The organism is Buttiauxella sp. WJP83 (assembly GCF_027594725.1).
Classification (GTDB): domain Bacteria; phylum Pseudomonadota; class Gammaproteobacteria; order Enterobacterales; family Enterobacteriaceae; genus Buttiauxella; species Buttiauxella selenatireducens.
Genome location: NZ_CP110080.1, coordinates 3,311,135 through 3,338,078, shown reverse-complemented (window position 1 = coordinate 3,338,078; position 26,944 = coordinate 3,311,135). Strand labels below are relative to the sequence as shown.

General features: G+C 51.5%; 26 protein-coding genes. 16 read left to right on the top strand and 10 right to left on the bottom strand.

What is annotated here, in order from left to right; all coding sequences use genetic code 11:
• Positions 1-12: 12 nt before the first annotated feature.
• Entirely contained in the window at positions 13-1,701 is a 1,689-nt protein-coding gene (gene kdpA, locus OH773_RS15485) for a potassium-transporting ATPase subunit KdpA (protein ID WP_270139744.1), read from the bottom strand.
• Positions 1,701-1,790, bottom strand: a complete 90-nt coding sequence (kdpF, locus tag OH773_RS15480; RefSeq protein ID WP_183271101.1) for a K(+)-transporting ATPase subunit F — start codon at positions 1,788-1,790, stop codon at positions 1,701-1,703. Before kdpF ends, kdpA begins: the two co-directional genes overlap by 1 nt.
• 308 nt (positions 1,791-2,098) lie before the next feature.
• Here kdpF and OH773_RS15475 point away from each other — a divergent pair, with 308 nt between their 5' ends.
• The 9 genes from OH773_RS15475 (at position 2,099) to menE (ending at position 10,369) form a co-directional block, all read left to right on the top strand.
• On the top strand, positions 2,099-2,305 hold the full coding sequence (locus tag OH773_RS15475) for a YbfA family protein (protein WP_270139741.1): 207 nt from the start codon (positions 2,099-2,101) through the stop codon (positions 2,303-2,305).
• Between the two features lie 87 nt (positions 2,306-2,392).
• A complete protein-coding gene (locus OH773_RS15470; RefSeq protein WP_270139739.1) occupies positions 2,393-2,842 on the top strand; it encodes a GNAT family N-acetyltransferase in 450 nt (149 codons plus the stop codon).
• Positions 2,843-2,912: 70 nt separating this feature from the next.
• Complete coding sequence (gene elaB / locus OH773_RS15465; protein ID WP_183271099.1) at positions 2,913-3,212, top strand: stress response protein ElaB; 300 nt, start codon at positions 2,913-2,915, stop codon at positions 3,210-3,212.
• Positions 3,213-3,334: 122 nt separating this feature from the next.
• The gene (menF, locus tag OH773_RS15460) at positions 3,335-4,636 is read left to right on the top strand and encodes an isochorismate synthase MenF (RefSeq protein WP_442865613.1); all 1,302 of its coding nucleotides are present in this window, start codon (positions 3,335-3,337) and stop codon (positions 4,634-4,636) included.
• An 80-nt stretch (positions 4,637-4,716) separates the two neighbouring features.
• On the top strand, positions 4,717-6,387 hold the full coding sequence (gene menD, locus OH773_RS15455) for a 2-succinyl-5-enolpyruvyl-6-hydroxy-3-cyclohexene-1-carboxylic-acid synthase (RefSeq protein WP_270139736.1): 1,671 nt from the start codon (positions 4,717-4,719) through the stop codon (positions 6,385-6,387).
• Positions 6,384-7,166 carry a 2-succinyl-6-hydroxy-2,4-cyclohexadiene-1-carboxylate synthase gene (gene menH / locus OH773_RS15450; protein WP_270139734.1) on the top strand — a complete coding sequence of 261 codons (783 nt, stop codon included), beginning with the start codon at positions 6,384-6,386 and terminating at the stop codon, positions 7,164-7,166. Before menD ends, menH begins: the two co-directional genes overlap by 4 nt.
• Complete coding sequence (gene menB / locus OH773_RS15445) at positions 7,163-8,020, top strand: 1,4-dihydroxy-2-naphthoyl-CoA synthase (protein ID WP_270139727.1); 858 nt, start codon at positions 7,163-7,165, stop codon at positions 8,018-8,020. Before menH ends, menB begins: the two co-directional genes overlap by 4 nt.
• Positions 8,020-8,985: an o-succinylbenzoate synthase gene (menC, locus tag OH773_RS15440; protein WP_270139725.1), complete on the top strand. Its 966-nt coding sequence runs from the start codon at positions 8,020-8,022 to the stop codon at positions 8,983-8,985. The genes menB and menC overlap by 1 nt, the downstream gene beginning before the upstream one ends.
• Positions 8,986-8,995: 10 nt before the next feature.
• On the top strand, positions 8,996-10,369 hold the full coding sequence (gene menE / locus OH773_RS15435; protein WP_270145892.1) for an o-succinylbenzoate--CoA ligase: 1,374 nt from the start codon (positions 8,996-8,998) through the stop codon (positions 10,367-10,369).
• 16 nt (positions 10,370-10,385) lie between these two features.
• Here the strand turns inward: menE and OH773_RS15430 are convergent, their stop codons facing one another.
• The 3 genes from OH773_RS15430 to OH773_RS15420 are packed head-to-tail and all read right to left on the bottom strand — an operon-like array spanning position 10,386 to position 13,346.
• The gene (locus tag OH773_RS15430; RefSeq protein ID WP_270139723.1) at positions 10,386-11,897 is read right to left on the bottom strand and encodes a tripartite tricarboxylate transporter permease; all 1,512 of its coding nucleotides are present in this window, start codon (positions 11,895-11,897) and stop codon (positions 10,386-10,388) included.
• Between the two features lie 24 nt (positions 11,898-11,921).
• A complete protein-coding gene (locus OH773_RS15425) occupies positions 11,922-12,353 on the bottom strand; it encodes a tripartite tricarboxylate transporter TctB family protein (protein WP_270139721.1) in 432 nt (143 codons plus the stop codon).
• Between the two features lie 12 nt (positions 12,354-12,365).
• On the bottom strand, positions 12,366-13,346 hold the full coding sequence (locus OH773_RS15420) for a Bug family tripartite tricarboxylate transporter substrate binding protein (protein ID WP_270139719.1): 981 nt from the start codon (positions 13,344-13,346) through the stop codon (positions 12,366-12,368).
• Between the two features lie 121 nt (positions 13,347-13,467).
• On the opposite strand from OH773_RS15420, the gene tctD reads away from it, so the two are divergent.
• From tctD to OH773_RS15400, 4 genes are all read left to right on the top strand, one after another.
• Positions 13,468-14,142, top strand: coding sequence for a transcriptional regulator TctD (gene tctD, locus OH773_RS15415; protein WP_183271089.1), 675 nt, complete (start codon positions 13,468-13,470; stop codon positions 14,140-14,142).
• Positions 14,129-15,535 carry a sensor histidine kinase gene (locus OH773_RS15410; RefSeq protein ID WP_270139717.1) on the top strand — a complete coding sequence of 469 codons (1,407 nt, stop codon included), beginning with the start codon at positions 14,129-14,131 and terminating at the stop codon, positions 15,533-15,535. The genes tctD and OH773_RS15410 overlap by 14 nt, the downstream gene beginning before the upstream one ends.
• A gap of 173 nt (positions 15,536-15,708) precedes the next feature.
• On the top strand, positions 15,709-16,251 hold the full coding sequence (locus OH773_RS15405) for a YfaZ family outer membrane protein (protein WP_270139715.1): 543 nt from the start codon (positions 15,709-15,711) through the stop codon (positions 16,249-16,251).
• A gap of 89 nt (positions 16,252-16,340) precedes the next feature.
• Entirely contained in the window at positions 16,341-17,537 is a 1,197-nt protein-coding gene (locus OH773_RS15400) for a nicotinamide mononucleotide deamidase-related protein YfaY (protein WP_270139713.1), read from the top strand.
• Between the two features lie 3 nt (positions 17,538-17,540).
• Here the strand turns inward: OH773_RS15400 and glpC are convergent, their stop codons facing one another.
• From glpC to glpA, 3 genes are read right to left on the bottom strand one after another with little or no spacing between them, the layout of a single operon-like run.
• Positions 17,541-18,740: an anaerobic glycerol-3-phosphate dehydrogenase subunit GlpC gene (gene glpC / locus OH773_RS15395; RefSeq protein ID WP_270139710.1), complete on the bottom strand. Its 1,200-nt coding sequence runs from the start codon at positions 18,738-18,740 to the stop codon at positions 17,541-17,543.
• On the bottom strand, positions 18,737-19,996 hold the full coding sequence (glpB, locus tag OH773_RS15390) for a glycerol-3-phosphate dehydrogenase subunit GlpB (protein ID WP_270139708.1): 1,260 nt from the start codon (positions 19,994-19,996) through the stop codon (positions 18,737-18,739). The genes glpC and glpB overlap by 4 nt, the downstream gene beginning before the upstream one ends.
• Complete coding sequence (gene glpA / locus OH773_RS15385; protein WP_270139706.1) at positions 19,993-21,624, bottom strand: anaerobic glycerol-3-phosphate dehydrogenase subunit A; 1,632 nt, start codon at positions 21,622-21,624, stop codon at positions 19,993-19,995. The genes glpB and glpA overlap by 4 nt, the downstream gene beginning before the upstream one ends.
• A 353-nt stretch (positions 21,625-21,977) precedes the next feature.
• Here glpA and glpT point away from each other — a divergent pair, with 353 nt between their 5' ends.
• The 3 genes from glpT to OH773_RS15370 all read left to right on the top strand — a co-directional run bounded on the left by glpT (position 21,978) and on the right by OH773_RS15370 (position 25,772).
• Positions 21,978-23,330, top strand: a complete 1,353-nt coding sequence (gene glpT / locus OH773_RS15380; RefSeq protein WP_270139704.1) for a glycerol-3-phosphate transporter — start codon at positions 21,978-21,980, stop codon at positions 23,328-23,330.
• A gap of 168 nt (positions 23,331-23,498) precedes the next feature.
• A complete protein-coding gene (locus OH773_RS15375) occupies positions 23,499-24,497 on the top strand; it encodes an aldo/keto reductase (protein ID WP_270139702.1) in 999 nt (332 codons plus the stop codon).
• 45 nt (positions 24,498-24,542) lie between these two features.
• Complete coding sequence (locus OH773_RS15370; RefSeq protein WP_270139700.1) at positions 24,543-25,772, top strand: MFS transporter; 1,230 nt, start codon at positions 24,543-24,545, stop codon at positions 25,770-25,772.
• Here OH773_RS15370 and OH773_RS15365 read toward each other — a convergent pair.
• Both OH773_RS15365 and yfaE read right to left on the bottom strand, forming a co-directional pair.
• Entirely contained in the window at positions 25,764-26,663 is a 900-nt protein-coding gene (locus tag OH773_RS15365; RefSeq protein WP_270139698.1) for a LysR family transcriptional regulator, read from the bottom strand. The genes OH773_RS15370 and OH773_RS15365 overlap by 9 nt on opposite strands.
• 24 nt (positions 26,664-26,687) lie before the next feature.
• A complete protein-coding gene (gene yfaE, locus OH773_RS15360; protein ID WP_270139696.1) occupies positions 26,688-26,942 on the bottom strand; it encodes a class I ribonucleotide reductase maintenance protein YfaE in 255 nt (84 codons plus the stop codon).
• Between the last annotated feature and the right edge of the window lie 2 nt (positions 26,943-26,944).

Sequence of the window (26,944 nt, the reverse complement as noted above, 5' to 3'; positions counted from 1 at the left end):
GAAGCCTCTTAATCACAAATTCACTAAGGAAAGGTGTTCCGCAACCGGGCCTAATGCGAGGGCGGGAATAAAGGTCAGTGCACCCACTAACAACACGGTGCCAATCAGCAAACCGATAAACAGCGGGCCGTGAGTCGGTAAAGTGCCGACGCCTGCTGACTGTGATTTTTTGGTGACCAGCGAACCGGCAATTGCCATCACGGGCACAATCACGGCGAAGCGACCAAACCACATGCACACAGCCAGAAGAATGTTCCAGAAAGGGGTATTGGCGCTTAACCCGGCAAATGCACTACCGTTGTTGTTTGCGGCAGAAGAAACCGCGTAGAGCACTTCGCTAAAACCATGAATGCCAGGATTGAAAATCCCTGCACGACCCGCATCGGTCATCATCGCCAGCGCAGTGCCGAGCAGCACCAGCGTTGGCGTCACCAGAATCGCCATCGCGGTCATTTTCATCTCTGCCACGTCGATTTTTTTACCCAGATATTCCGGCGTGCGGCCAATCATCAATCCGGCGATAAATACCGTCAGCAGAACGAACAGCAACATGCCGTACAGCCCAGAGCCGACGCCGCCGAACACCACTTCACCAATCTGCATCAGCCACATTGGGATCATGCCGCCTAGCGCGGTAAAGGAGTCATGCATTGCGTTGACCGCCCCACAAGACGCGGCAGTGGTAATCACCGAGAACAAGCTGGTGGCCAGAATGCCAAAACGGCTCTCTTTACCTTCCATATTGATGTTGCTGTCAGCGCCGAGCAGAGTGAAATGCGTATTACCGCGAGTTTCGGCCCACATCACCACCACCACGCAGATAACAAAAATCACCGCCATCGCCCATAAAATAGCGCGGCCCTGGCGTCGGTCCCCGACGGCTTCACCAAAAGCGAAACACAGTGCTGCGGGGATCAAGAAGATCGCCAACATCTGTACGAAGTTGGTCAGCGCCGTTGGGTTCTCAAACGGGTGGGAAGAGTTAGCATTAAAGAAACCACCGCCATTGGTGCCCAACATTTTGATCGCTTCTTGCGAGGCGACTGGGCCCATCGGCAACACCTGCTGTACACCTTCCAGTGAGGTGAACGGTTGATACGGAGCGATGTTCTGTAAGGTTCCCTGGCTGATAAAGAACAACGCAATCAGCAACGCAATCGGCAACAAGATGTAGAGCGTGATGCGGGTTAAATCGACCCACGCGTTGCCTAAGGTGTTAGCACTTTGGCGAGAGAAGGCGCGAATCAGTGCAAACACCACCGCAATCCCTGTTGCCGCTGACAGGAAGTTTTGTACTGTCAAACCCACCATTTGGCTGAAGTAACTCAGCGTGGTTTCACCGCTGTATGACTGCCAATTGGTGTTGGAGACAAAACTGACTGCTGTATTGAGCGCCAGATGCCAGGAGAGGGCGGGTAATTGCTGCGGGTTGAGGGGCAAGTTTCCTTGGGTCATTAAGATGACAAAAAGCACCAGCAAACCCAACACGTTAAACAACAGTATGGCTCCCAGATAGTGCTTCCAGTTCATTTCTCTGGTGGAGTCGCTCCCCAAGACTTTCCACCACAGCGCATCCATTTTCCCGACCACGGGCACAGATTCGCCTTCAATCAAGCGAGCCAGTACGCTGCCCAACGGTTTTGCCAGGGCGAAAAGCACCAGCAAGAAGCTGGCAATTAATAAAAATCCGGAGGCGGCCATCAGAATGCCTCCGCATTAATCAGGGCATAAATTAAATATCCCAACAGCACAAACACCAGCACCACGCCAGCTATTACGCCTGTACTCACAATCCACCTCGGCAGTTATTAGGAATTGCAGTGAGTGTGAAACTTCGGATGCAAAGATGTCGTAAAAGTCTGAGGGTGGGGTGTAAAAAAAGTATAAAAATGAGAAAAGCCATTAATTAACTAATGGTTAGTATTTATTTAACATGCTTGTAACTTAATTACAGGCAGGATTGTAAATAAGTGGCAAAAAGTGGCTTTAAGTGGTCGGAGGAGTAGTAAACTTTCAGCCAATGCGATAATATTTTCACCAGATAACAAGTTCTAATTTCCCGGTGTTTGCTACCGGTCACATAAAGAGGGAGAAACCTATGACTTTATATAAAGACTATCCTGTGCATCAGGTTTTCCTGCGTCGCGCATTCGTTATTTTAGCGGGCGTTCTGACGCTGCCGGTGATGCTGTTCTGGAAAGATCGCGCCCGTTTTTACAGCTACCTGCACCGCGTGTGGTCCAAAACCAGTGAGAAACCGGTGTGGATGGCACAAGCCGAAGCCGCTTCCGGTGATTTTTACTGAGTTTGCTGAAATTGAAAAAAACCGCCACTTGCTGGCGGTTTTTTTATGCGTGAAGATAAGCGCTCAAACAATGCAAAGGGGCAGAACATGTTGATTTGGCAAGATCTACACCATTCAGAACTGAGCGTGACCGATCTCTACACACTTTTGGCACTGCGCAATGAAGTCTTTGTGGTCGAGCAAAACTGCCCGTATCAGGACATCGATGGCGACGATTTGGTGGGTGAAAACCGCCATATTTTTGGCTGGCAGGACGGTAAGCTGGTGGCTTATGCGCGTATCCTGATAAGCGAAAACGAATTTGAGCCGGTGGTGATTGGCCGTGTCATTATCGATAAAAGTGTCCGTGGCGAAAAACTCGGGTATCAATTAATGGAACAAACAATGGCTTCCTGTCAGCAATATTGGCCGGAAAAAGCGGTGTATTTAGGCGCGCAGGCGCATTTGCAGTCGTTTTATGCGCATTTTGGTTTTAAACCTGTCACCGACATCTACGATGAAGACGGTATTGCGCACATTGGTATGGCGAACCGTTAATCACTGAGCGAAAAGTATTAGTATTGTCTATAGTTAGCGGACGAGTATTTTTTAAACACGGAGAACAGTGATGCAACCGTATGAATCTCGTCTTGATGATGATTTATCTTTACTGAGTGATACGCTCGAAGAAGTACTGCGTTCCTCTGGCGACCCTGCTGACCAAAAGTATATTGAGCTGAAAGAGCGCGCCGAACGGGCGTTAAGTGACGTCAAAGCTCGGGTCAGTAGTGCGTCCGACAATTACTACTATCGTGCGAAAAAAGTCGTTTATCGTGCCGATGATTACGTCCATGACAAACCATGGCAAGGCATTGGTGTAGGCGCGGCTGCAGGCTTAGTGTTAGGCCTTTTATTAGCCAGACGCTAGAGCAGAATCGGTACACAAATTCACCGTGTGCCGATTAAAGAAAATCTTACCCATTGGGTGGGATTTTTTTTTGCCGCCATGACCACGTATAATCAGGGGTTTTCAGGGAAGGTGAGGTAAACGTGAATTCAGTTTCTGTCGCGCTGCAACAGTTACAGCTTGCATTGAACGCAGAATTTGCGGACGCGCCGGGGTTACAGCAAATATCGTTTGCCGTAACTCTGAGTGATGCCTCAGATGCTCTTGCGTGGTTGACCACCCAGCGTCTTTATCCTCAATTTTACTGGCAACAGCGCAATGGTGATGACGAAATCGCCGCACTTGGCCTGGTGCGTCAGTTCAATACCTTAGAATCGGCGAGATCATTTCTTGATGATTATGCCGACCAGCCAGCGGTTCGTATCACTGGCGTCAATGCATTCGACCCCAACCGCAGTTTTTTATTTATCCCAAGGCTTGAATGGCGGCGGACCGGGGGAGATGCACAGCTTCATCTGCATCTTTACAGCGAAACATCCTTAAAGGATGACGCGCGTGCAGCACAAGCCTTCCTTGAGCAACTCCTGCCTGCCAAACAACTACCGCAACAGCACCTGAATTGCGTGGGTGAACAACATATTCCCACGCAGCCTGAATGGCTGACGCTTATTGGCAGCGCCATAACTGCGATTGAACAACACGAACTCGACAAAGTGGTCCTCGCGAGGGCCACCGATCTGCAATTTACTGCTGCGGTTTCTGCGGCTGGTTTTATGGCGGCTAGCCGTCGGGTGAATCTGAATTGTTATCATTTTTTAATCGTGTTTGATTCCAGTAATGCGTTCCTCGGTTCAAGCCCAGAACGCTTGTGGCGGCGCATCGATACCGCATTGCGCACTGAGGCATTAGCCGGAACCGTGGCGAATCACCCTGACGATCACCGCGCCTGGATGCTGGCGCAGTGGCTGCTAAAAGATGATAAAAACCAACGTGAAAATATGCTGGTGGTTGAAGACATCTGCCAACGTTTACATAAAACGGTCGGGGCGATAGACGTACTGCCACCACAAGTCGTGCGCTTGCGGAAAGTACAGCATTTACGCCGTTGCATTTGGACCGAACTCGCACAACCTGACGACGCCGCGTGCCTTGCGATGTTACAGCCCACGGCGGCCGTGGCAGGCTTACCGCGAGAAGTGGCGCGGGAATTTATCGCCAAAAACGAACCTTTCGAGCGGGAGTGGTACGCGGGATCAGCAGGATATTTGTCACAACGCCAGTCTGAGTTTTGCGTCGCGTTACGCTCGGCAAAAGTCTCCAACAATATTGTTCGTCTGTATGCCGGAGCCGGCATTGTTGCGGGGTCTGACGCGGCAGAAGAATGGCAAGAAATTGAAAATAAAGCCGCGGGGTTGCGGACGTTGTTGACGAAAACAACGTTCTAAATGGTATTACCGACCCATATCAAAATATTCATTCCAGTAATAATTATAATGAGTCAGCAAAATTGACTCAGGACTTAATCATGTCGATAAGCTCGTTTAACCGCCGTTGGGCTACGGTAATTCTTGAAGCGCTTACCCGTCACGGTGTCCGCCATGTGTGCGTGGCGCCTGGTTCGCGTTCTACTCCGCTTACCCTTGGTGCGGCCGAAAATCGGGCTTTCATCTGTCATACGCATTTTGACGAACGTGGTTTAGGTCATCTTGCACTTGGCCTGGCAAAAGCCAGCCAGGCTCCGGTTGCGATCATCGTGACATCCGGGACGGCCGTCGCCAATCTCTATCCTGCGATTATTGAGGCCGGTTTAACGGGCGAAAAGCTGGTGGTATTGACCGCCGACCGTCCACCTGAGCTTATTGATTGCGGTGCCAATCAGGCAATTCGCCAGCCTGGAATTTTCAGTTCCCATCCGACTCAATCGATTAATTTGCCGCGACCAACGCAGGACATTCCTGCGCGCTGGCTGGTTTCGACCATTGATAACGCGCTTGGCCAACTCATGGGTGGCGCCGTTCATATCAACTGCCCCTTTGCCGAACCGCTATACGGTGAGCAAGATGAAACGGGCATGAGTTGGCAACAGGCGCTTGGCGACTGGTGGCAAAGTGATAAACCCTGGTTGCGAATGGGCAGTGCTCAGGAAGTGATAAAACAACGCGACTGGTTCTTCTGGCGGCAAAAACGCGGCGTAGTTGTCGCCGGGCGTTTAAATGCCGATGAGGGAAAACAGGTTGCATCATGGGCGAAAACATTGGGTTGGCCGCTGATTGGTGATGTGTTATCGCAAACCGGACAGCCGTTGCCCTGTGCGGATTTATGGCTGAGCAACAGCCAGGCCGTCACTGAACTTGCCGAGGCACAAATCATTATCCAGTTTGGCAGCAGCCTGACAGGAAAACGCGTTTTGCAGTGGCAATCTGCGTGTGAGCCAGAAGAGTACTGGCTGGTGGATAATTTACCTAATCGGCTTGACCCTGCGAATCACCGTGGTCGCCGTTTAGCCTGCGACATTATTCAATGGCTGGAACTTCATCCGGCAGAAAAACGCGTCGCATGGGATGAGAAATTAACGACCCTGGCAAAAATCGCGCAGCAGGCGGTGAAGAAGGGCACTGTTGAGTTTGGCGAAGCGCAAATAGCCGCTCGCTTACCTGAATTATTGCCAGAAGGTGGGCAGCTGTTTGTCGGCAACAGCCTGATTGTTCGGCTCGTGGACTCCTTTGCTCAACTGCCTGCGGGTTATCCGGTTTACAGCAACCGTGGCGCAAGCGGGATTGACGGATTACTCTCGACTGCTGCGGGTGTGCAACGTGCGACAGCGCGCTCGACGCTTGCGATCGTGGGGGATCTTTCGGCGTTGTACGATCTCAATTCGCTAGCGCTATTACGCCAGGTTTCAGCACCGTTGGTTTTGCTGATCGTGAATAATAATGGTGGACAGATTTTCTCGTTACTACCCACCCCGGCCGAAGAACGCGAACGTTTTTATTGCATGCCGCAAAACGTCAATTTTGCTCACGCCGCGGCGATGTTTAACCTTCGTTACCACAACCCGACAAGCTGGGATGAATTGCAGGATGCGATTAACAACGCCTGGCTGCGTCCGCAAACCACCATCATCGAAGCGACCGTAGCTGAAACCGATGGCGCGCAAACTTTACAGAATTTACTGGCGCAGGTTAGCCAGGCATGATCCTGCATGCGGTTTATCGCGAAGGGCGTGATGCCCGTTTACCGTGTCTTGTCTGGCTGCATGGTTTCTTAGGAAGCCTGCGTGAGTGGGATGCGGTGAGCGAGCATTTTCTCGACTGGCCACAACTGCGTATAGATTTGCCCGGCCATGGAAAATCAGCCGATATTACGGTGAACGACTTTCAACAGGTCGATCAACTTCTGCGAAAAACGCTGCTTAGTTACAACATTCTAAAATACGTGTTAATCGGCTATTCCCTTGGCGGGCGCGTCGCGATGTACCATGCTTGTCAGGGGGAAAACCCCGGTTTGTGCGGCCTGGTTGTCGAGGGAAGCCATCCTGGTCTTGCGGATGAAAGCGCCCGTCGTGAAAGACAGGCCAGTGACCATCTTTGGGCGCAGCGTTTACGTAACGAAGCGCTAGAAAATGTGCTCCACGACTGGTATCAACAGCCGGTATTTCAGTCGCTTAACGAACCACAACGCGCGGCGCTTATTGCCTTGCGCAGTCAGAATAATGCCGCAAGCCTTGCGGCAATGCTTGAGGCCACGTCGCTGGGCAACCAACCTGATTTACGGGCGTCGCTTCAGCAAATACCCCAACCTTTTTACTATCTTTGCGGTGAACGGGATGAAAAATTCCGCGCCGTGGCAAATAGCCTGGCACTGACACCGCATCTGATTACTTCCGCAGGCCACAACGCGCATCGGGAGAACCCCATCGCTTTTAGCGCTTGTCTGCTCAATTTATTGCAAAAACCTGGCGAGGAAACACCATGATTTACCCGGATGAACAAATGCTCTATGCCCCGATTGAATGGCAGGATTGCTCGGAAGGTTACACTGATATCCGTTATCACAAATCTGCCGATGGCATCGCTAAAATCACCATCAATCGCCCTGAAGTTCGCAACGCATTCCGCCCGCTGACCGTGAAAGAGATGATTAACGCGCTGTCTGATGCCCGCTATGACGACAATATAGGCACCATCATCCTGACTGGCGAAGGCGAAAAAGCCTTCTGCGCAGGCGGTGACCAAAAAGTGCGTGGCGATTACGGCGGCTACCAGGATGCCAGCGGCACCCATCACCTGAACGTGCTGGATTTCCAGCGCCAGATCCGCACCAGTCCAAAACCGGTTGTTGCGATGGTTGCTGGGTTCTCCATCGGTGGAGGTCACGTTTTGCATATGATGTGCGACCTGACTATCGCTGCGGAAAACGCCGTCTTCGGCCAGACTGGGCCTAAAGTCGGTTCGTTCGACGGCGGCTGGGGTGCATCATACATGGCGCGTATTGTCGGCCAGAAAAAAGCGCGTGAAATCTGGTTCCTGTGCCGTCAGTACGATGCGAAAGAAGCGTTGGATATGGGCCTGGTGAACACCGTGGTACCGAACGCCGATCTGGAAAAAGAGACCGTGCGCTGGTGTCGTGAAATGCTACAAAACAGCCCAATGGCGCTGCGTTGCCTGAAAGCCGCGCTGAATGCTGATTGTGACGGTCAGGCGGGTCTGCAAGAACTGGCGGGTAACGCCACCATGCTGTTCTACATGACCGAAGAAGGTCAGGAAGGCCGCAACGCGTTCAATGAAAAACGCCAGCCGGACTTCAGCAAATTCAAACGGAATCCGTAATGCGTCAGGTCGAACTCTGGCGCTTTCAGGTGCCGATGGATGCGGGTGTGGTGCTGCGCAATCAGCGCCTGAAAACACGCGATGGGCTACTGGTGCGCCTGACGGACGGCGACAAACAAGGCTTTGGCGAAATTTCGCCATTGCCGGGTTTTAGTGCTGAAACTGTCGATGATGCCCAGACTGAGGCACTGCGCTGGCTGCAAGATTGGCAAGCGGGTGATGGCGGCGATTTGCCTGACATGCCCTCGGTGGCATTTGGCCTCAGTTGCGCGCTGGCTGAAATCAGCGGTGAATTACCACAAGCGGCAGATTACCGCGCAGCACCTTTGTGTACCGGTGACCCCGACGAGCTGTTTGCCATGCTCGAAGCCATCCCTAGCGAGAAAATCGCGAAGGTGAAAGTGGGGTTGTACGAAGCCGTGCGCGACGGAATGGTGGTGAATTTGTTGCTGGAGGCTATCCCAGATTTACGTTTGCGTCTTGATGCAAACCGTGGATGGACGCCGCTCAAAGCCCAGCAGTTCGCTAAATATGTCAATCCAGATTACCGCCCGCGTATCGCGTTTATCGAAGAACCGTGCAAAACCCGCGAACAATCTCGTGAATTTGCTCGTGAAACGGGGATTGCCATTGCGTGGGATGAGAGTTTGCGTGAACCAGGCTTTGAGTTTGCCGCCGAGCCCGGTGTGACGGCGCTGGTTATCAAGCCAACGCTGACGGGCAGTCTGGAAAAAGTCCGCCAACAAGTCGAGTTAGCTCATGCGTCAGGATTGACTGCAGTCATTAGCTCCTCCATCGAATCAAGCCTTGGCTTGACACAACTGGCGAGGATTGCCGCGTGGTTAACACCACAAACGCTTCCCGGTTTAGATACTTTGTCATTGATGCAGGCGCAATTGGTGCGTGAGTGGCCAAACAGCCCGTTACCTTGCTGGTCGCTGGAATCCCTTGAGCGTGTACTGTGAGTTATCAAGCATGATTTTCCAGGACTTTCCCTGGCAACATTGGGCACAACATCGCGGTTGTGAAACCGCGTTAACGCTAGGCAGTAAAACCCTGAACTGGCGTGAATTATGCCAGCGTGTTGATGCACTGGCTGACGGTTTCCGGCAACAAGGTGTGCGTGATGGGCAAGGTGTTGCCCTGCGCGCAAAAAATTGCCCGGAAATGGTTTTCTCGTTCCTTGCACTGCTGCAATGTGGTGCACGAGTGTTGCCGCTCAATCCGCAGTTACCCGAGTCGTTGTTAGCACAATTACTACCTGATTTAACTATTCACTATGCGCTGGCTTTTGACTCGTCGCTTAGCGTGGCTAACATCAACCCGCTTACGATGAACGAAGGTGCACGTTACCAGGTTGAATGGCAGCCGTCGCGCTATGCGTCGATGACGTTGACCTCAGGTTCGACGGGTTTGCCAAAAGCGGTCGTTCATACTGCTGATGCCCATCTTGCCAGTGCTGCCGGTGTGTTGGCGGTGATGGACTATGGTGCGCATGATAACTGGTTGCTTTCACTGCCGTTGTTCCACGTTTCAGGCCAGGGCATTTTGTGGCGCTGGTTATTGGCGGGTGGGGGCATGAAAGTGTGTGATTTACACCCATTGAGCGAGGCATTGCAGGGGTGCTCTCACGCTTCGCTGGTGCCGACACAACTCTGGCGTCTGCTGGAACAATCGCCGTCGCTTGCATTGCGCGAAGTGTTACTGGGCGGTGCCGCAATTCCCGTTGAACTGACGCAAGCCGCTATCGCCAAAGGCATCAACTGCTGGTGTGGTTACGGCATGACGGAGCTGGCTTCGACAGTGTGCGCAAAACGTGCGGATGGGCTTCCCGATGTCGGTACAGCGTTACCGGGACGTGAAGTTTCCATCGTCGATGAAGAGGTGTGGATCCGCGCGAACAGCATGGCTTCGGGTTACTGGAAAGCGGGTAGCGTGCTGCCGCTGATAAATACTGAAGGCTGGTTTGCCACACGCGATCGCGGTGTGCTTAACGGAAATCGCCTGACGATTATTGGCCGCCTCGACAATCTGTTTTTCAGCGGCGGGGAAGGGATACAGCCTGAAGAAGTTGAAAGCATTATTGTGCAGCATCCGGCCGTGAAACAGGTATTTGTGGTGCCGATTGATGATGCAGAATTTGGGCAGCGCCCGGTTGCCGTGGTGGAAGCCGATGACGATTTTGACTTGTCGCAGCTCGACGAATGGCTCCAGGGAAAAGTGGCGCGTTTTCAGCAGCCGGTACGCTGGTTGCCTCTGCCCGATGAAATCAAGCAGGGTGGGATTAAGATTTCACGAAACCAGTTAAAACAGTGGGTTGCCGATTCATTGGCAAAATGCGCGCCGTAAGGCGCGCGTTTAAACCTTACGCGATATCGACAGCCGCTTTACGTTGGCGGCGAATCAAACGCAGAACCGGTGGCACCACAATCACAATAATCGCCATAATCAGCAGACTCTTCGCCACACCGCTTTCCCACAGAATACTCAATCCTCCGTTACTGATAGACAGCGCACGGCGTAGGTTTTGCTCCAGCATCTCACCTAACACGAAGCCGAGAATTAATGGCGACATCGGGAAGTGCATCTTGCGCAAAATGTATCCCAGCACGCCCAGTCCAACCATCAACAGCAAATCGAACGTTGTGCTGTGAACGGCATACACACCCACCGCAGAAACCGCCGCAATAGCCGGTACTAAGAACCACAGCGGAATGCTCAACATCTTGGTAAAGAATCCGATCAGCGGAATGTTCATCACCAGCAACATCACGTTGGCAATCAGCAGTGATGCAATGAGTCCCCAGACGATATCCGGTTGTTCGGTAAACATCGCAGGGCCTGGCGTAATGTTGTAGAGCGTGAGTGCGCCCATCATCACCGCCGTGGTGCCGGACCCCGGAACGCCAAGCGTTAACATCGGAATAAATGACCCACACGCCGAGGCATTATTTGCCGCTTCCGGTGCTGCCACGCCACGAATATCCCCTTTACCAAAGGTGTCGCTATTACCGCTTAATTTCTTCTCCGTCATATAGGCAATCGCACTGGCGATGGTGGCACCTGCGCCCGGCAAAATGCCGACGAAGAAACCGATAACCGAAGAACGCAGCGTGGCTCCGGTACAATGCGCGGCCTCCTTCATGTTAAACATCATGCGCCCGGTTTTACGCACCAGCACTTGTCCGCTGCTGGTGCTTTCCAGCATTAACAGAATTTCTGAAACAGAGAACAGGCCAATAACCACGACAATAAATTGCACACCGTCGGAGAGGTGAACGCTATCAAATGTGAAGCGATATACCCCGGTGTTGGCATCCACTCCGACGGTGGCAAGACCCAGACCAATCAATGCTGCAAGGAACGATTTCAGCGGATTTTGCGCCATCATGCTGCCAAGGCAGGCAATGGCAAAAACCATCAATGCAAAATACTCTGCGGGGCCGAATGCCAGTGACCACTGTGCCAGCGCTGGTGCAAAAAGGATCATGCCGATGATTGCCAGGAAAGAGCCAACGAACGAGCTGACGGCAGAAATCGACAGCGCCACGCCGCCCCGGCCTTCCTTCGCCATGGGGTAGCCATCAAGTGCGGTCATAATCGCCGCCGCATCTCCCGGCACGTTAAGCAGTATCGATGAGATGCGTCCTCCGTATTCGCAGCCGATGTAAACCGTTGCCAGCAGGATCAGCGCAGACTCCGGCGGTAATTTCAGGGCGAAAGCCAGCGGCAGCAAAATCGCCACGCCGTTGATTGGGCCGAGGCCAGGCAGCAGCCCAACAATGGTGCCAACAAAGCAACCAATCAGGGCAATCATCAGGTTTTCCGGCGTTAGCGCAACGGCAAAACCTTGAGACAAGTAGAACCAGGTATCCATAACCACACCTTTAAGTTTAAGCCGTTAACTCAACCATACGCCGAGGGGAAGGGTCACATCCAACAGTCGGTCAAATGACCAGAACAGTGCTCCGCCCATCACCGCGCCGGAAATTAATGCCGCCGGAATGGTGGCGCCAAACAGCAAACCGACACAGGCGGTGAGGAGAGTCGTAGCCAGTGGGAAGCCAAGCCATTCAAACGACCAGGCGTAGAGCGCCAGGGCGATGACCATAATCACCAAACGTTGCAGCGTCCGGCGATGCGGCCACTCCACTACATCGGGATGGCGCAGCAGCAGTAATATCGAACACAGCAGCATCAGGCCGATAATCACCACCGGGAACGGACGTGGTCCAACGGGTTCGTAGCTATATTCGCTCTGAATTTGCCAGCCGATAAACAGACCACCCACACACAGCGCAATCCAGATCCCAGCAAAAATACGATCGCTCATCATCGCCTCCGGTTACTTAGCCAGGCCGAAGGCTTTGGCTTGCTCACGATAACTCGTGACCTGTTTCTTCACGTAATCGTCCAGTTCTTTACCGCTCATGTTGAACTCGAACAGGCCTCGCAGATCGCGCTGTTTTTTGAAGTCTTCGGTTTGCTGGAGCGTGTTGAAGGTATCCACCCACCATTGGTATTCTGCGTCGCTGACTTTAGGGCCAACATAGAAGCCGCGAATAATTGGCCACACCAGGTCAAAACCTTGCTCTTTGGCTGTCGGGATTTTTGCCAGTTCGCCCGGTAAACGTTGGTCCGAGAACACCGCCAGCACGCGCAGCTTGTCGCCACTCAGGTACGGCACCATTTCGCTCAGATCGCCCGAAACCGCCTGCACATGGTTGCCCATCAGTGCGGTTACCGATTCGCCGCCGCCTTCAAAGGCGACATAACGCATTTTGTGTGGGTCGACATGGGCTTTTTGCGCCAGCAACGCCGTCTTCATCCAGTCCTGGCTGCCGATGGATGCGCCCGCGCCAATCACCACGCTGTTCGGATCTTTTTCCATCGCGGCCAGCAGCGATTTCAAATCTTTCCACGGAGAGTCGGCACGCACCGCAATCATGCCGTAGTCAGTGCCCACGCTCGCCAGCCAACGCACATCATCCACGCCATAGCGGCCAAATTTACCTTGTGAAAGGTTCAGCAAAGAGCCGCCAGAGAAGGCAACCACGGTTCCCGCTTCCGCAGGGCGCTGGGCGACAATTGCGTTATAAGCCACCGCGCCCACGCCGCCGGGCATGTAAGTGACACGCATCGGTTTTTCGATAACGCCAGTTTCTTGCAGGCTGACCTGAATCAGTTTGCAGGTCAGATCAAAACCGCCGCCAGGTTTGGCCGGGGCGATACATTCGGTGCGGGAAGGGACTTCTGCTGCCAGTGTATTGAAAGCGGTTAATAACAACGCTGAAGCGGTAAAAGCAGAGAGTAGAGTACGTTTCATTTTTATCTTCATCCTCACGTCAAATTATGTGAACCGCCTTGCAGTAGCTCGGTTGCGTGATTGTTAATTCATTAACCTTTCATTTACCTTTCACGCAGGTTGAAACTTTACAGGATGTGATATGCGTCTCTTACTGGCGGAAGATAACCGTGAGCTGGCTCACTGGCTGGAAAAAGCCTTGATACAAGCGGGCTTTGCGGTGGATTGCGTATTTGACGGCCAGGCTGCCGACCATCTGTTACAAAACGAACGTTATGCGGTCGCGGTGATGGATATCGGCATGCCGCGAATGGATGGCCTTGAAGTGTTGCAGCGCTTGCGTAAACGCGGGCAGACCTTGCCCGTATTGCTGTTGACGGCGCACAGCACCGTGAGCGACCGGGTGAAAGGGTTGAATACCGGAGCGGATGATTATTTGCCGAAGCCTTTTGATCTTGAAGAACTGGATGCACGATTACGTGCGCTGGTGCGGCGCAGCGAAGGGCAAATCCATGAGCAGCAACAATTAGGGCAACTCGCTTTTCATGATGACGGCTATTTTCTACTGGAAAATAAACCGCTCGCCTTAACGCCACGTGAACACGCCATTCTGACGATGTTGATGTATCGCCGTACGCGCCCGGTTCCCAAGCAGCAACTGTTCGAGCAGGTTTTTAGTTTGAGTGACGAGGCAAGCCCGGAAAGTATCGAACTGTATATTCACCGGCTGCGTAAAAAACTCATCACCAGTAACGTTCAGATCACCACGCTACGCGGGCTGGGCTACGTGCTGGAGTGCAGAGATGCGGGTCATTAAACCTCAGTCTTTATTCGGGCAACTGCTGCTTTTTCTCGGGCTGCCGTTATTTATTTTGTGGGGATTATCTGCGGTGAGCGGCTACCTGAGCGCCATGAACGCTGCTACTCAAGCCTACGATCGTACCTTATTAGCCTCGACGCGCACCGTTGCCGAACAATTGGTGGTGCATGACGGAAAACTTGTCGTGGAGGTGCCGTGGGTGGTGCTCGACAGTTTTGAGCGCAACATGAACGACCGGCTTTATTACAAAGTCACCGACACGCACGGCAAGGTGATATCCGGTTATGACGATTTGCCCGATATGCCCAAAAACACGCCCGGCACAGAGCTTTATCCGGCACTGGCATGGTTTTATGACGCGACTTACCGAGGGCAAACGCTGAGAGTGGCGCGCCTGCTCCAGCCCGTCAATGAAGGTGGGGTGAACGGCATGGCGCAAATTATCGTCGCCGAAACGGTGCAATCGCGGCACTACCTGGCTGTACGTTTGTTAGCCTCGGCGACGCTGACCCAGGGCGGTCTGGTGCTGCTGACGTTAACCCTCGCCTGGTTATTGTTAAGACGAGTACTCAAACCGATGCGCCAGCTTTCGGGGTTGATGGTGCGCCGCGATCCTGGCGATCTCACACCGTTGCCCGATTTGCTGCCCTGGTCGGAAACGCGCTTATTGATTGTTTCGTTTAACCGGTATATCGACAGGCTGCGTGGTTTAGTCGCCAGGCAATCTCGCTTCAGCGCGGATGCTTCTCATCAACTGCGCACGCCGCTCACAGTGCTAAAAACCCAGGCGTCCGTCGCGCTGAGTAGCTCTGACCCGATGCAGTGGCGTGAAAGCCTGGTGGCGATGCAATCCACGTTGGATAACACCATTCATTTAACCGAGCGTTTATTACAACTTTCGCGGTTGAGCCGCCTTGACCAGACGGAAGGGCAGGTCATGGAGCCGGTTGATTTGGTGAAAATTGCCCAGACGTGCTGTTTCTCAAGCCTTGCGCAGGCGCGGAGTAAAAATATCGATTTAGGCTATGAAGGGTTGCCCGAAGCGTGGATTGCGGGTGAACCGTTATTGCTGGCGGAAATGTGCATCAACTTGTTGGATAACGCACTGAAATATACCCCAGAGAACGGCATGGTCACCATTCGCGTGACCGCTGGGGAATCTCAAATGATTGAGCTGGAAATTGAAGATAACGGTCCAGGTATTGAGAGCGGGCAAATTCGTCACGCGCTGATGCCGTTCCATCGCTTAGATAATAGCGCCGAGCAAAGTGGGGCAGGGATTGGGCTGGCGCTGGTGAATGATATTGCGCGATATCACCGCACACGGCCTGAGTTGTTGCGTTCGGCTTTGGGGGGATTGTTGGTGAGAATTAAATTGTTAGCGGTATAAAAAGGCGGGGATGTAACCCTGCCATACATTTAGCCTGTCACGGCATGGCCAATTTTTTTCATTTTCTTACAAACGAATAACAAAAAGCATTTCTAACCGTTGATTACCTAACATGTGGCTGTAGAATCGGCCTCTTTTCAGGGATATCCCTTTTTTTGCTTAGGATCGAAAGCATGAACAAATTATTAAAGGTTGGCGTTGCCGGTTTGGCACTCATTTCTGCATCTGCAAGTGCAATTAGTATCAGTGGCCAGGCGGGTGAAAAATACACCAATATTGCGGTCGGTTTTGGTAACGACACACCGGGCCTGACAATGAACGGTAACTATGCACATAACGACGATGATGGCGATACTGCGGGCCTGGGTTTAGGCCTGAATCTGCCATTAGGCCCGCTGATGGGAACGGTAGGTGGACGTGCGGTTTACCTGAATCCTAATGATGGCGATGAAGGTTATGCACTTGCAGTCGGCGGCGGTCTGAGCTGGAAGATTTTCGATAGCTTCTCGGTGTTTGGTGATTACTATTACTCTCCAGACTCTCTTTCCAGCGGTGTAGAAAACTACCAGGAAGCCAGCGCGGGTGCTCGCTGGACGATTATTCGTCCTATTACTATTGAAGCGGGTTACCGTTACATCGGTATGGAAAATAAAAATGGCGAACGTGACAATGCGATCGCTGATGGTCCATACGTGGGTGTGAGTGCCGGTTTTTAATTTCCTCAGGCCGCATTCGTTGCGGCCTTTTAATCTCTTCCGCTTAAGTTATAGTGCAACGTAATCCTCCCTCCGAGTACGAGCAAAAAATGATAAAAGTGGAAATGCTGTCTACCGGCGACGAAGTGCTACATGGTCAAATAATTGATACCAATGCAGCCTGGCTTGCAGATTACCTTTTTAACCAGGGTTTACCGATGTCGCGCCGTAATACGGTGGGCGACAGTCTTGAAGATTTAATCGCGGTGCTCAAAGAGCGCAGCGAGCAGGCCGATATTCTGATTGTGAATGGTGGTCTGGGGCCAACCAGCGATGATCTTAGCGCACTGGCCGCCGCTACCGCCGCGGGCGTAGAACTGGTGATGCACCAGGAATGGCTTGAGAAAATGGAGCGATTCTTTGCCGAGCGTGGGCGTGAAATGGCCCCAAGCAACCGTAAGCAAGCGTTGATTCCTGCGACCAGCGAAATGGTCGATAACCCCGTTGGTACCGCCTGCGGATTTGCTCTGCAACTCAACCGCTGCCTGATGTTTTTCACCCCAGGCGTCCCTTCCGAATTTAAAGTGATGGTCGACCAACAAATCATGCCGCGTTTGCGCGAGCGTTTTGTGTTGCCGGAGCCGCCAGTGTGCCTGCGACTCACCACTTTCGGGCGTTCTGAAAGCGAGTTAGCGCAAAGCCTCGAACCACTGCCTTTGCCTGAAGGTGCGGTGATGGGCTACCGTTCATCCATGCCCATCATTGAGTTGAAGCTAACCGGTCCTGCAAGCCTGCGTGAGGCGATGGAGCGCGTCTGGCCACAAGTGCAGCGTGTGGCGGGTGAAAGTGCCATTTTTGAAGGGACGGCAGGGTTACCCGCACAACTCGCGGAACGCCTGAGAGCACAGGCGCTGAATATCGCGGTGAGTGAGCAATTCACAGCGGGATTATTATGTTTACAACTTTCGAGTGCCCAGGCACCGTTGGGCAACAGCGAAGTGCTTTCTTCGCGCCCGGAATCGCTGGTACAACTGACCGAACGCGCCAAAACCTTCGCGCTGCAAGCGGGAAGTACCCTGGCGCTGGTGGTGGGGAGCCTGGAAGACGAATGCCTTAACTTCGCCCTCCATACACCAAACGGCACTTATGGTTTACAAGTGAAATTCAGCGTCACCCGCCACACTTTGCGCACCCGTCAGGAAGTCTGCGCGATGATGGCATTAAACATGTTACGTCGTTGGCTCAACGGCTGGGATGTCGCCGCCGAGCATGGCTGGGTGAATGTTGTAGAGAGTATAGAGATTTAAAAACTATGCGAGCGCCTGCGCTAACAGCGTAATCGGGTGCTCGCATTTTTTACTGGTGGACATCTCAATCTGCCATTTGCACGTTTCACAATCTGTCACCACTAAATCGACCCCACTTTCTTCGATTTGCTGAAATAACGGCGCACCGATTTGTTGCGACGTTGAGTAGTTTTCCTTTTTAAATCCATAGGTTCCGGCAATACCGCAGCACTGAGACTCGAGTATAACGAGCTCGACACCTGGCAAGCGGCGCAGCAAATCGAGTGTGTATAACGACCAGCCCATTTTCTCCATATGACAAGGTGTGTGGTATGCAATACGCAGCGGTATTGCTTTCAGTTTTAGCTCGCGTCCTTTTTCCAGTTGTTTCCAGATAAACCGTGTTGCCAGTTCGATATGATCACGCATTGGGCGGGTATCGACGTCCAGGACATGCGGGTATTCGTCGCGCAATGTAAATGTGCAGGTGGATGAGGTGGCAATCACCGGCAGCCCTCGCTCCAGCACCGCTTTGCTTAAAGACGCCGCATTAATCGCCGCCTGCTTTTTGGCTTTATCGATAAAACCGTTCGCAATCAACGGCACGCCACAGCATTTCTCGCGCTCCAGCAATTGCACGCCGAAGCCCATCGCGTTCATCACGCGCACGACATCTTTGCCAAGCTGGGAGTGGTTGTAATTGACATAACAGCCGTGGAAAAAAGCGACTTGTTCAGCAAAGTCTTGTTGAGTCTTTGCCTGCTTGCGATACCACTGGCGAAAGGTGCCGGATGAGTATTTCGGCAAGGCTCGATGGCTGTCGATGCCGAGGGTTTTATCGAGCAGTTTTCTCACCGGTTTGAGAGATGTCGTGGTATTCACCAGCGGGGCAAACGGGGTAGAGAGCGTGCCCATTAAATCGGTATGGCTGAGAATGGCATCGCGCAATTTGAACGGTGTTTTGCCGTGGCGGGCTTTCGCACGCTGGATGATATCGCCAATTTTGACGTCAGACGGGCAGGCCACTTCGCAGCGTTTGCAGTTGGTACAGTATTTAAGCGCGTCGTCGTAAAGTGCGGCATCTTTGAGGCGCAGGCGCTCACCATCAGGGCCAGATTGCTTTGGACCTGGATAGTCGGGATTGACCCGGCTTACCGGGCAAACGGTGGTGCACACGGTACATTTAATACAGTTTTCAAAGCCAGTTTCATCGAGCAGATTCATGCGCCTGCCTCCTGAGAATCAAGAATTTGTTGCGCGACATGCAATGCGCCAGTCATTGAAACACCTGCGCCGCAACCCTGCTGGATCGGGTCGAATCCGGCGAGTATTGAACCCATGGCGTAAAGATTTTCGATGCGCCGCCCCTGTAGCCGTGGCTGGAAATGCTGATCAACGATAACGCCTGCCTTTAAATAAGGTTGAGGGCAGAAAAAGTCTTCTTTGCACCACGCGTCTCGCTGCTCGGGGGCACGAATATCCAGACCGAAAATTGGTTCCCGTATTCCGCTAAATTTTGCTTCCAGGCCGTTGCTGAAAAAACTGCCGCTGGCAAGAATCACATTGTTTGATTGCAGCGGAACTTCAGCATGATTGCGCGTGAAAACCGCAGTGACTTTCTGCTGCTCTATTTGTGCTCTCAGCACGGCATCGCCTGGCATCATTATTCCGCCAAGTTGCTGGAAGCGGCGGCGTAATTGTTGAGACATTCTGATCCCGAGGACTGATGGCGGTAGAGTCGGCAACAAACGCAGCGGGCAGGGCAACTGGCGGCTGATTGTCTGCCAGGCATGAGGATCTTCGCTCCCAAGGCACGCAGGTAAAAACAGGCCATCCGTGTTAACGGCCAGCGCTTTTAGCTCGTCAATCAACAAGCGTTGTTGCTCGGGTATATCCAGCACACGGGCAATATTGGCGGCACGAAACTCGCTAGGGTTATTTCGCAACGTATCCAGCGCAGGAAGGGTGAGTTCAGCCGTTCGAACTTCGATATGGTTTTCTGCAAGAGAACCGGCGACCAGTTCCGGCTGGAAATCCAGAAACCCGGCAATGCCAACGACGGTAATTCTCTTCCAGCCAAGTGTTGCGGTGGGAACTTCTTCAGGGCTAAGCCAGGTAGCACGCTGGGTTCCCAGCGGGGTAATTCGCTGATGGTTTTGCTGATAAGACCCTTGCAGATTGAGCTGGCATCGGGCGAGCAGCGCCTCACTTTCAGCGGCGAAACGGCGGACGTTTTCCGCGCCCATCAAACTGTATGGATGTTCTGGTGCCTGTTTATTCAGGGCTTCCAGTGCGTTTAAAGGGGATGTTACAGGGGTACCGTCGGGGAGTTCCGCCAGCAAATCCAGCGAGCCGGATGAAAAATGCAAAGCACTTTGCCCACGACTGATGATGGCACAACGCAGGCCTTCTTCTGCGAGGCGAATTCCGCATACCAACCCGGCTAAACCACCGCCAATAATCAGACTATCGAATCTCATTGTGGTGTTCCCTTTTTCGATCCATTTTTCAGACCGCACAATCCCTGGTAAACCCAGGCGGTAAATTCGCTTTCCCGCAGCGCATCATCCCAGGCGATGGGGCGAATACCTTTCCAGCGTTCGTTGAGGAAAAGAGAGAGTTGATCAAGTGATTGAGCTGGTGAAGAGGTGCCAAAGCGTTGTAATAACCCCGCCGCACGGCAGGCGCATAACTCTCCCTGGCAAGTGCCCATGCCCACACGAGTACGACGGCGTAAATCGCCAAGATTGTTGACGGACAGATGATTAACCGCGTAATGAACTTCGCCCGCTGTCACCGCTTCACATTCGCACACCAGGCTGTTACTCAGGCGGTCGCCTGCCAGAAGTTTCCCTGCCCGATCGCCGTGACGCCACACGGCGCTTCGCCGGATAGTTAGCGGCAGCGAAATCACTTTGCTGAGCGTTTCTTCCGATGAACTTTCTGAACCCGGAAGAGGTGCGGTTGCGGTAGTGCAGATTTTGCTATTACCGAGTTTTTCGCATACCGCGTTTGTCGCCCATTCTGCCATCAGGCGATAGGTCATCAGTTTGCCGCCAGTGATGGTGATGAAACCTTCCATCCCATCTCGTTTCGCGTGATCGAGCAGCACGATCCCACGGCTGACGTTTCGCCCAGTTGGATCGTCATCACTTGCCACCAGCGGGCGGACTCCAGCATAAGCACGCAAGATGCGGGTTGCGGCAAGCTTGGGTGAGAGCTTTGAGCCTTCACGTATCAGAATATCGACCTCTTGCGGCGTGACGCGCATATTGTCGATTTGGTCATATTCGATAGGCGTTGAGGTGGTGCCAATCAGCGAAATGGTATCGCCGGGCACCAAAATATCGGCATCAGCGGGCTTCCGGCAACGGTTGATCACCATGTTATTAATACGATGGCCGAGGATCAGCAGCGAACCTTTTGCCGGGAGCATGCGAATGCTTAAATCAGCATATTCAGCAATGTGCTGCCCCCAGATCCCGGCCGCATTCACGACCATGCTTGCGTATAAATCGTGATGTTGTCGGGTTTGGTGGTTGTAAACGCGCACCCCGCATACCCTGTCTCCCTGGCGAATGAGGCCGGTGACCTCCTGGCCAGTTAAAATTTCGGCTCCGTGTTCGCGAGCATCCAGCATATTGGCAGCGGTCAGTCGGAAAGGGTCAACGGTGCCATCCGGTACGCGTACGGCACCAATAAGTTCAGGGTTTGCAGCAGGTTCCAGGCGTAACGCGTCTTTAGGTTCGAGGCGTTCGGCGTCGATTCCCGCATTCTGACAGGCGGTAATAAAGGTCGTTTGTAACGACAAGTCATCTTCAGGAAGGGTGATAAACAAACCGTCTGAGCGTTCAATACAATGGCGAGCAATGCGTTTAAGGATGCGGTTTTCTTCAATGCATTCTCTGGCTGATTCGCTGTCTGTCATGGCGTAACGTGCGCCGCTATGAAGAAGACCGTGATTACGGCCTGTCGCACCGGTTGCGATATCATGTCTTTCCAGCAGCATGGTTTGTAAGCCACGCCGAGCGCAATCTCTGGCTATGCCCGCGCCCGTTGCACCTCCACCAATAATAATCACATCCCACTCTTTGCATCCCGTCGCCATGCTCTTCTCCTGGAAAATCCTCTTGCGTGATATTCAGCCACAGTTAACTCTTTTAATGTTTGATATCGAGCAAATTCGAGCATAAATCGAAAGCAAAATGAGAGGTGATGCACTATTTCGATAATTTGTAATAAAAATGTAATATGTTGCGAGGTGTTTCACACTAAGTCACCGGGATAATCCTTAACATGCGCTCGAAAACGAAAATACCCTTCATACTTCAAGCTGCATATGCGTTGGCTGCGTTCAATCGCCCGAATCACTTACTTCAGTAAGCTCATCGGGACTCTTTCTCTGGCCGCCTTTCTGCAACTCGAATTATTTAGGGTATAAAATCTGCCACGGAGGCATTCATGCTAAGCATTTTCAAACCTAGCCCGCACCAGTCACGACTGAAGGGCGAGCACATCGATCCGACTTATCGTCGTCTGCGCTGGCAGATATTCATGGGGATTTTCTTCGGTTATGCCGCGTACTACCTGGTGCGTAAAAACTTTACCCTTGCTATGCCGTATTTGGTGGAGCAGGGCTTTTCGCGTGGCGACCTGGGTTTTGCGCTGTCAGGGATCTCCATCGCATACGGTTTCTCAAAATTTATCATGGGGTCGGTTTCTGACCGCTCCAATCCGCGCGTTTTCTTGCCTGCTGGTCTGATTCTTGCCGCCGCCGTCATGCTGTTTATGGGCTTTGTGCCATGGGCGACATCCAGCATTGCCGTGATGTTTGTACTGCTGTTCTTATGCGGTTGGTTCCAGGGAATGGGGTGGCCTCCGTGCGGGCGCACTATGGTGCATTGGTGGTCCCAGAAAGAACGTGGGGGAATTGTTTCCATCTGGAACTGCGCTCATAACGTCGGTGGTGGGTTACCTCCGCTGCTGTTTTTGTTGGGGATGGCGTGGTTTAACGACTGGCACGCAGCGCTGTATATGCCTGCTTTCGCCGCTATTCTGGTGGCATTAATTGCTTTTGCTTTAATGCGAGATACGCCGCAGTCTTGCGGATTACCGCCAATTGAAGAGTATAAAAACGATTATCCGGACGACTACAGCGAAAGCGCGGAAGAAGAACTGACTGCCAAACAGATTTTCATGCAGTACGTTTTCCCTAACCGCCTGCTGTGGTACATCGCGATTGCGAACGTTTTCGTTTATTTACTCCGTTACGGCATTCTCGACTGGTCGCCAACCTATCTGAAAGAAGTGAAACACTTCGCGCTGGATAAATCCTCCTGGGCCTACTTCCTTTATGAATATGCAGGGATTCCAGGAACGCTACTTTGCGGCTGGATGTCGGACAAAGTCTTCAGAGGCAACCGCGGTGCAACCGGTGTGTTCTTTATGATTCTGGTGACTATCGCCACGGTGGTGTACTGGCTCAATCCTCCAGGTAATCCAGGTGTTGATATGGCCTGCATGATCATCATCGGCTTCCTGATTTATGGCCCGGTGATGTTAATTGGCCTGCACGCCCTTGAGCTGGCACCGAAAAAAGCCGCAGGCACCGCAGCGGGCTTCACCGGATTGTTTGGCTATTTGGGCGGGTCGGTTGCAGCGAGCGCGATTGTTGGCTACACCGTGGACTTCTTCGGTTGGGACGGTGGCTTTATGGTGATGATTGGCGGCAGTGTGCTGGCTGTTGTGCTACTGCTGGTGGTGATGGTGGGTGAAAACAAACATCACCAGGAAAAAATTTTGAAAAACAACTAAGTAAAACATCAGCAAAGTATGAAAAATAGTGACGTGCGGAGGCCATATTATTGGCCTCCGCGCTTTGCTGTCATATTTTGGTGATACCTTTTTTGTATGCCTAAGATTGGAATTAACTCCTCCATGGCGGTGCGTTAGTTTTAACGCACACAAAGTGGAGAATTGAGTATGAAATCCAGAAATCTGGGCAACAATTTAGCTGTATCAAGTATGGGTTTTGGTGCTATGGGGTTCAGCGAGTTTTATGGTGAAGCTGAAGATGAACACTCCATTGATATATTAAATAATGCCGTTGACATGGGCATTGATTTTTTTGATACAGCCGATTTTTACGGTAATGGGCATAATGAAGCATTACTAGGGCGTTTTATTTCAGGGCTTTCTTCTTATCAACGAAATAATTTAAAAATCGCCACAAAATGCGGTATTGAACGTACCAGTGAAATAGGTTATGAGCGCAGCATTAATAATTCAGTGGATTATATTCGACGCTGCTGTGAAGCCTCTCTGAAGCGCCTTCGGGTTGAAAGTATTGATTTGTTTTATTTACACCGCGTCAATCTGGACACGCCTATCGAAGAAAGCCTTTCTTGCCTGAAAGAATTAGTTCAGGAAGGGAAAATCCAACATGTTGGATTGTGTGAAGTTTCCGCAGTCACGCTCATTAAAGCTCATGCCGTATATCCTGTTACTGCATTACAGACAGAGTATTCTTTCTGGACCCGAGATATTGAAAATGACATTTTGCCAACCGCGCAAGCGTTGGGTATCGGGGTTGTTCCTTATTCGCCGTTGGGGCGTGGTTTTTTAAGCGGTAAGTATCTATCCAACGACCGATTCTCGCCTCATGATTTCCGAAAAATGAATCCACGGTTTTCGGCAGAAAATATTTCACACAACGCAGGTCTGTTGGATATTTTGATACCGTTGACTCACAAATACCATTGCTCGCTGGCACAACTTTCTCTGGCATGGTTATTGGCGCAAGATTCACATATCGTCCCTATTCCTGGAACAAAGCAGCTCTCTTATTTAAAAGAAAATTCAGCGGCGGTGGATATTCAACTGGAAGAAAGTGATCTCTCATATCTTAATAATGCAGGGCATAAATTTTCTGTTAAAGGTGCTCGTTATACCGAGGAAGGTATGAAAGGTATTAATGTATAAATAGAGACTTTCTTTGGTTATTAAATTTATATGGTGACATTATTTATGAGTAAGCAAAAGGAACCTGGAATGGGTCTTAGAAATTGGCTGGCACTATTAATTCTCTCGTTATCAACATTTGCTATTGTCACGACAGAGTTAGCTCCCATTGGGTTATTAACTCCTATGGCGGAAGGGCTTCATCGTTCAGAATCCGCCATCGGATTATTAGTAACGATTTATGCCTGGGTTGGGGCCGTCAGTGCTCTTCTGTCTTCTCTTTTCTTGGGGCATATTCCTAGAAAAATGATGCTACTTGGTCTGATGATGATTATTTGTGTCTCTAATATTATGTGTGCAACGTTTGAGCAATATCAGTTGCTACTGGTCGCACGAACTATTGGAGCATTTGGGCATGGCGCATTTTGGGCAATGATTGGTGCGACAGCCGGGTCGCTGGTGCCAGTGCGGTATATCGGATTGGCAACTTCAATTGTCTTTGGTGGGGTTTCCGTAGCAAGCATCCTCGGTGTACCTGTCTCTAACTACATTGCCTTATCTACAGACTGGCGCATGGCATTCTGGATGATGGCACTCCTCAGCGTGGTGGCATTTTTCGGAATTATGTTGCTGATACCTGGAGTGAAAAATCACAGTGTGCTGGCACGTAGTACCCTCAAACGTGTGTTGAAAGACGGGGCTCTGTGGAAAGTTTATATCGCCGCGCTTCTGGCAATTACCGCCCACTTTGCCGCTTTCACCTTTATTGAACCTTGGTTGCGGGGTGCTGAAAGCGTGACTAAACACGCGGTTCCAGTACTGTTGTTTATCTTTGGCCTGGCGGGTCTTGCCGGAAATTTCTTGACTGGAGTGGTAGTGGATCGCTGGTTGAAAGTGACCGTTTTGTCTTCAATCCTTGTTACTGCAATAGTCTTGCTGATATTTGGCATGTCGGCGAAATTTTTGTCTGAAGGAGCGATTGCTGGCTTGATCATCCTTTGGGGAATTGCTGTATCCGGTATGTTTGTTGGTCTTCAAACTTGGGTGCTCCGATTGGCGGCAGAAGATGCATTTCCAGCATCAGCTGTTTATTGCTCCATCTTCAACATGGCAATTGGTAGTGGGTCTTTAATGGGTTCATGGGTTATTAGCGTTTATAACCTGAATGCGGTGATGGTTTTGGCGGGGCTTGCGATTAGTGCAACAGTTGCGGTCGTTGCCGTGACACCCTCTCAGCACCAACCTAGAGAGAATTCGGATGTGGCAGATGGAAGTGTAGCGCAAGATTCAATCTGATAATTTTATGATTTGATTAATAGCATCGACAACTTGTTTTCGGTCTTCATTAATACGATGAACCAGATAAACATCGATATTTAATTTTTGATTATATTCTTTAGTGAGAGGGCGATAGCATAAACCGTTTATTGTTGAATGACTCATCGATTGCGGCATAAGTGCTATCCCTTTACCTTTAGCCACCGAGTTCAGGAGCATCAGAAGATCTTCGGGTTCTTTTATTTTCTTTAGCTCATAGCGCAGGCGTTTGAATATAGCGTCGCACTTATCGAAATAGCCCACATTATAGTTGCGTGGAAACCAGAAAAGAGGGATGTCGGAAACATCTTCCATGGCAACGGTTTGCAGGCTGGCTGCCGGATGGCTTTCTGGAATTACGGTCATCAAAGGTTCGGTGTGAATTTTGGTATAAACCAGTGAGGAATCGACTAGCGCTTTTTCACCGGAAAAGACCAGATCTATTTCACCGCTCATTAGTGACATGAGTAATTTACGTGACGCGTCAGCGTGAATGACGACCTGTTCGTTTTCTTCCATTTGTTTTATGGAAGAGGAAAAACGGTTGATGCGCTGAAAATCCAACATATTCGTCATGCCGATGCGTAAGGAATGTTGTCCATTGCGCAAACTGTGCACCAGTTGGGACAGCTCACTAATAAGAGTCTGAGCTTTACTGGCTAATAATATTCCGGCAGGAGTGAGTTGAACCGCATGAGTGCTTCGTGAAAATACGCTACAGCCGATCGTTTCTTCCAGGCATTGAATTTGCCGGGTGAGGGGCGGCTGGGTCATATTCATTTTTTCCGCAGCGCGGCGAAAATTGAGTTCTTCTGCTACAGCAAGAAAGCACTGTAACTGCTTGAGGGTTGGGAGTTTCTGCCGGTCCATTGCATTTTTTCCTTTTATCCCTGGCTACATCTCGATTTCAATATCCCCCTGCGCTTTGCAGCAGCAGGGGAGAATTTCACCGGGTTGGATAAAGGCCAGTGGCTCGGTGAGCCACTTCACTTCCCCGGCAATTAAACGAGTACGGCAGGAGCCGCAATAACCTTCACGGCACTGATACTCGACGGTGACCTGATGAGATTCAAGCGTCGCCAGCAGGGAAGGGTGTTCTTCCCCGCATAACAGTTGTGTACCGGATTTGCGTAATGTAATGCGGCTCATGG

Excerpts from the sequence above, each read along its gene's own strand:
- OH773_RS15430 (WP_270139723.1), bottom strand. The coding sequence starts at position 11,897 with ATGGATACCTGGTTCTACTTGTCTCAAGGTTTTGCCGTTGCGCTAACG.
- glpC (WP_270139710.1), bottom strand. The coding sequence starts at position 18,740 with ATGAATCTGCTCGATGAAACTGGCTTTGAAAACTGTATTAAATGTACC.
- OH773_RS15375 (WP_270139702.1), top strand. The coding sequence starts at position 23,499 with ATGAAATCCAGAAATCTGGGCAACAATTTAGCTGTATCAAGTATGGGT.
- OH773_RS15475 (WP_270139741.1), top strand. The coding sequence starts at position 2,099 with ATGACTTTATATAAAGACTATCCTGTGCATCAGGTTTTCCTGCGTCGC.
- glpB (WP_270139708.1), bottom strand. The coding sequence starts at position 19,996 with ATGAGATTCGATAGTCTGATTATTGGCGGTGGTTTAGCCGGGTTGGTA.
- OH773_RS15410 (WP_270139717.1), top strand. The coding sequence starts at position 14,129 with ATGCGGGTCATTAAACCTCAGTCTTTATTCGGGCAACTGCTGCTTTTT.
- OH773_RS15400 (WP_270139713.1), top strand. The coding sequence starts at position 16,341 with ATGATAAAAGTGGAAATGCTGTCTACCGGCGACGAAGTGCTACATGGT.
- kdpA (WP_270139744.1), bottom strand. The coding sequence starts at position 1,701 with ATGGCCGCCTCCGGATTTTTATTAATTGCCAGCTTCTTGCTGGTGCTT.
- menD (WP_270139736.1), top strand. The coding sequence starts at position 4,717 with ATGTCGATAAGCTCGTTTAACCGCCGTTGGGCTACGGTAATTCTTGAA.
- menE (WP_270145892.1), top strand. The coding sequence starts at position 8,996 with ATGATTTTCCAGGACTTTCCCTGGCAACATTGGGCACAACATCGCGGT.
- menC (WP_270139725.1), top strand. The coding sequence starts at position 8,020 with ATGCGTCAGGTCGAACTCTGGCGCTTTCAGGTGCCGATGGATGCGGGT.
- elaB (WP_183271099.1), top strand. The coding sequence starts at position 2,913 with ATGCAACCGTATGAATCTCGTCTTGATGATGATTTATCTTTACTGAGT.
- glpT (WP_270139704.1), top strand. The coding sequence starts at position 21,978 with ATGCTAAGCATTTTCAAACCTAGCCCGCACCAGTCACGACTGAAGGGC.
- tctD (WP_183271089.1), top strand. The coding sequence starts at position 13,468 with ATGCGTCTCTTACTGGCGGAAGATAACCGTGAGCTGGCTCACTGGCTG.
- menH (WP_270139734.1), top strand. The coding sequence starts at position 6,384 with ATGATCCTGCATGCGGTTTATCGCGAAGGGCGTGATGCCCGTTTACCG.
- OH773_RS15425 (WP_270139721.1), bottom strand. The coding sequence starts at position 12,353 with ATGAGCGATCGTATTTTTGCTGGGATCTGGATTGCGCTGTGTGTGGGT.
- glpA (WP_270139706.1), bottom strand. The coding sequence starts at position 21,624 with ATGGCGACGGGATGCAAAGAGTGGGATGTGATTATTATTGGTGGAGGT.
- yfaE (WP_270139696.1), bottom strand. The coding sequence starts at position 26,942 with ATGAGCCGCATTACATTACGCAAATCCGGTACACAACTGTTATGCGGG.
- OH773_RS15365 (WP_270139698.1), bottom strand. The coding sequence starts at position 26,663 with ATGGACCGGCAGAAACTCCCAACCCTCAAGCAGTTACAGTGCTTTCTT.
- menB (WP_270139727.1), top strand. The coding sequence starts at position 7,163 with ATGATTTACCCGGATGAACAAATGCTCTATGCCCCGATTGAATGGCAG.
- OH773_RS15420 (WP_270139719.1), bottom strand. The coding sequence starts at position 13,346 with ATGAAACGTACTCTACTCTCTGCTTTTACCGCTTCAGCGTTGTTATTA.
- OH773_RS15370 (WP_270139700.1), top strand. The coding sequence starts at position 24,543 with ATGAGTAAGCAAAAGGAACCTGGAATGGGTCTTAGAAATTGGCTGGCA.
- OH773_RS15405 (WP_270139715.1), top strand. The coding sequence starts at position 15,709 with ATGAACAAATTATTAAAGGTTGGCGTTGCCGGTTTGGCACTCATTTCT.
- OH773_RS15470 (WP_270139739.1), top strand. The coding sequence starts at position 2,393 with ATGTTGATTTGGCAAGATCTACACCATTCAGAACTGAGCGTGACCGAT.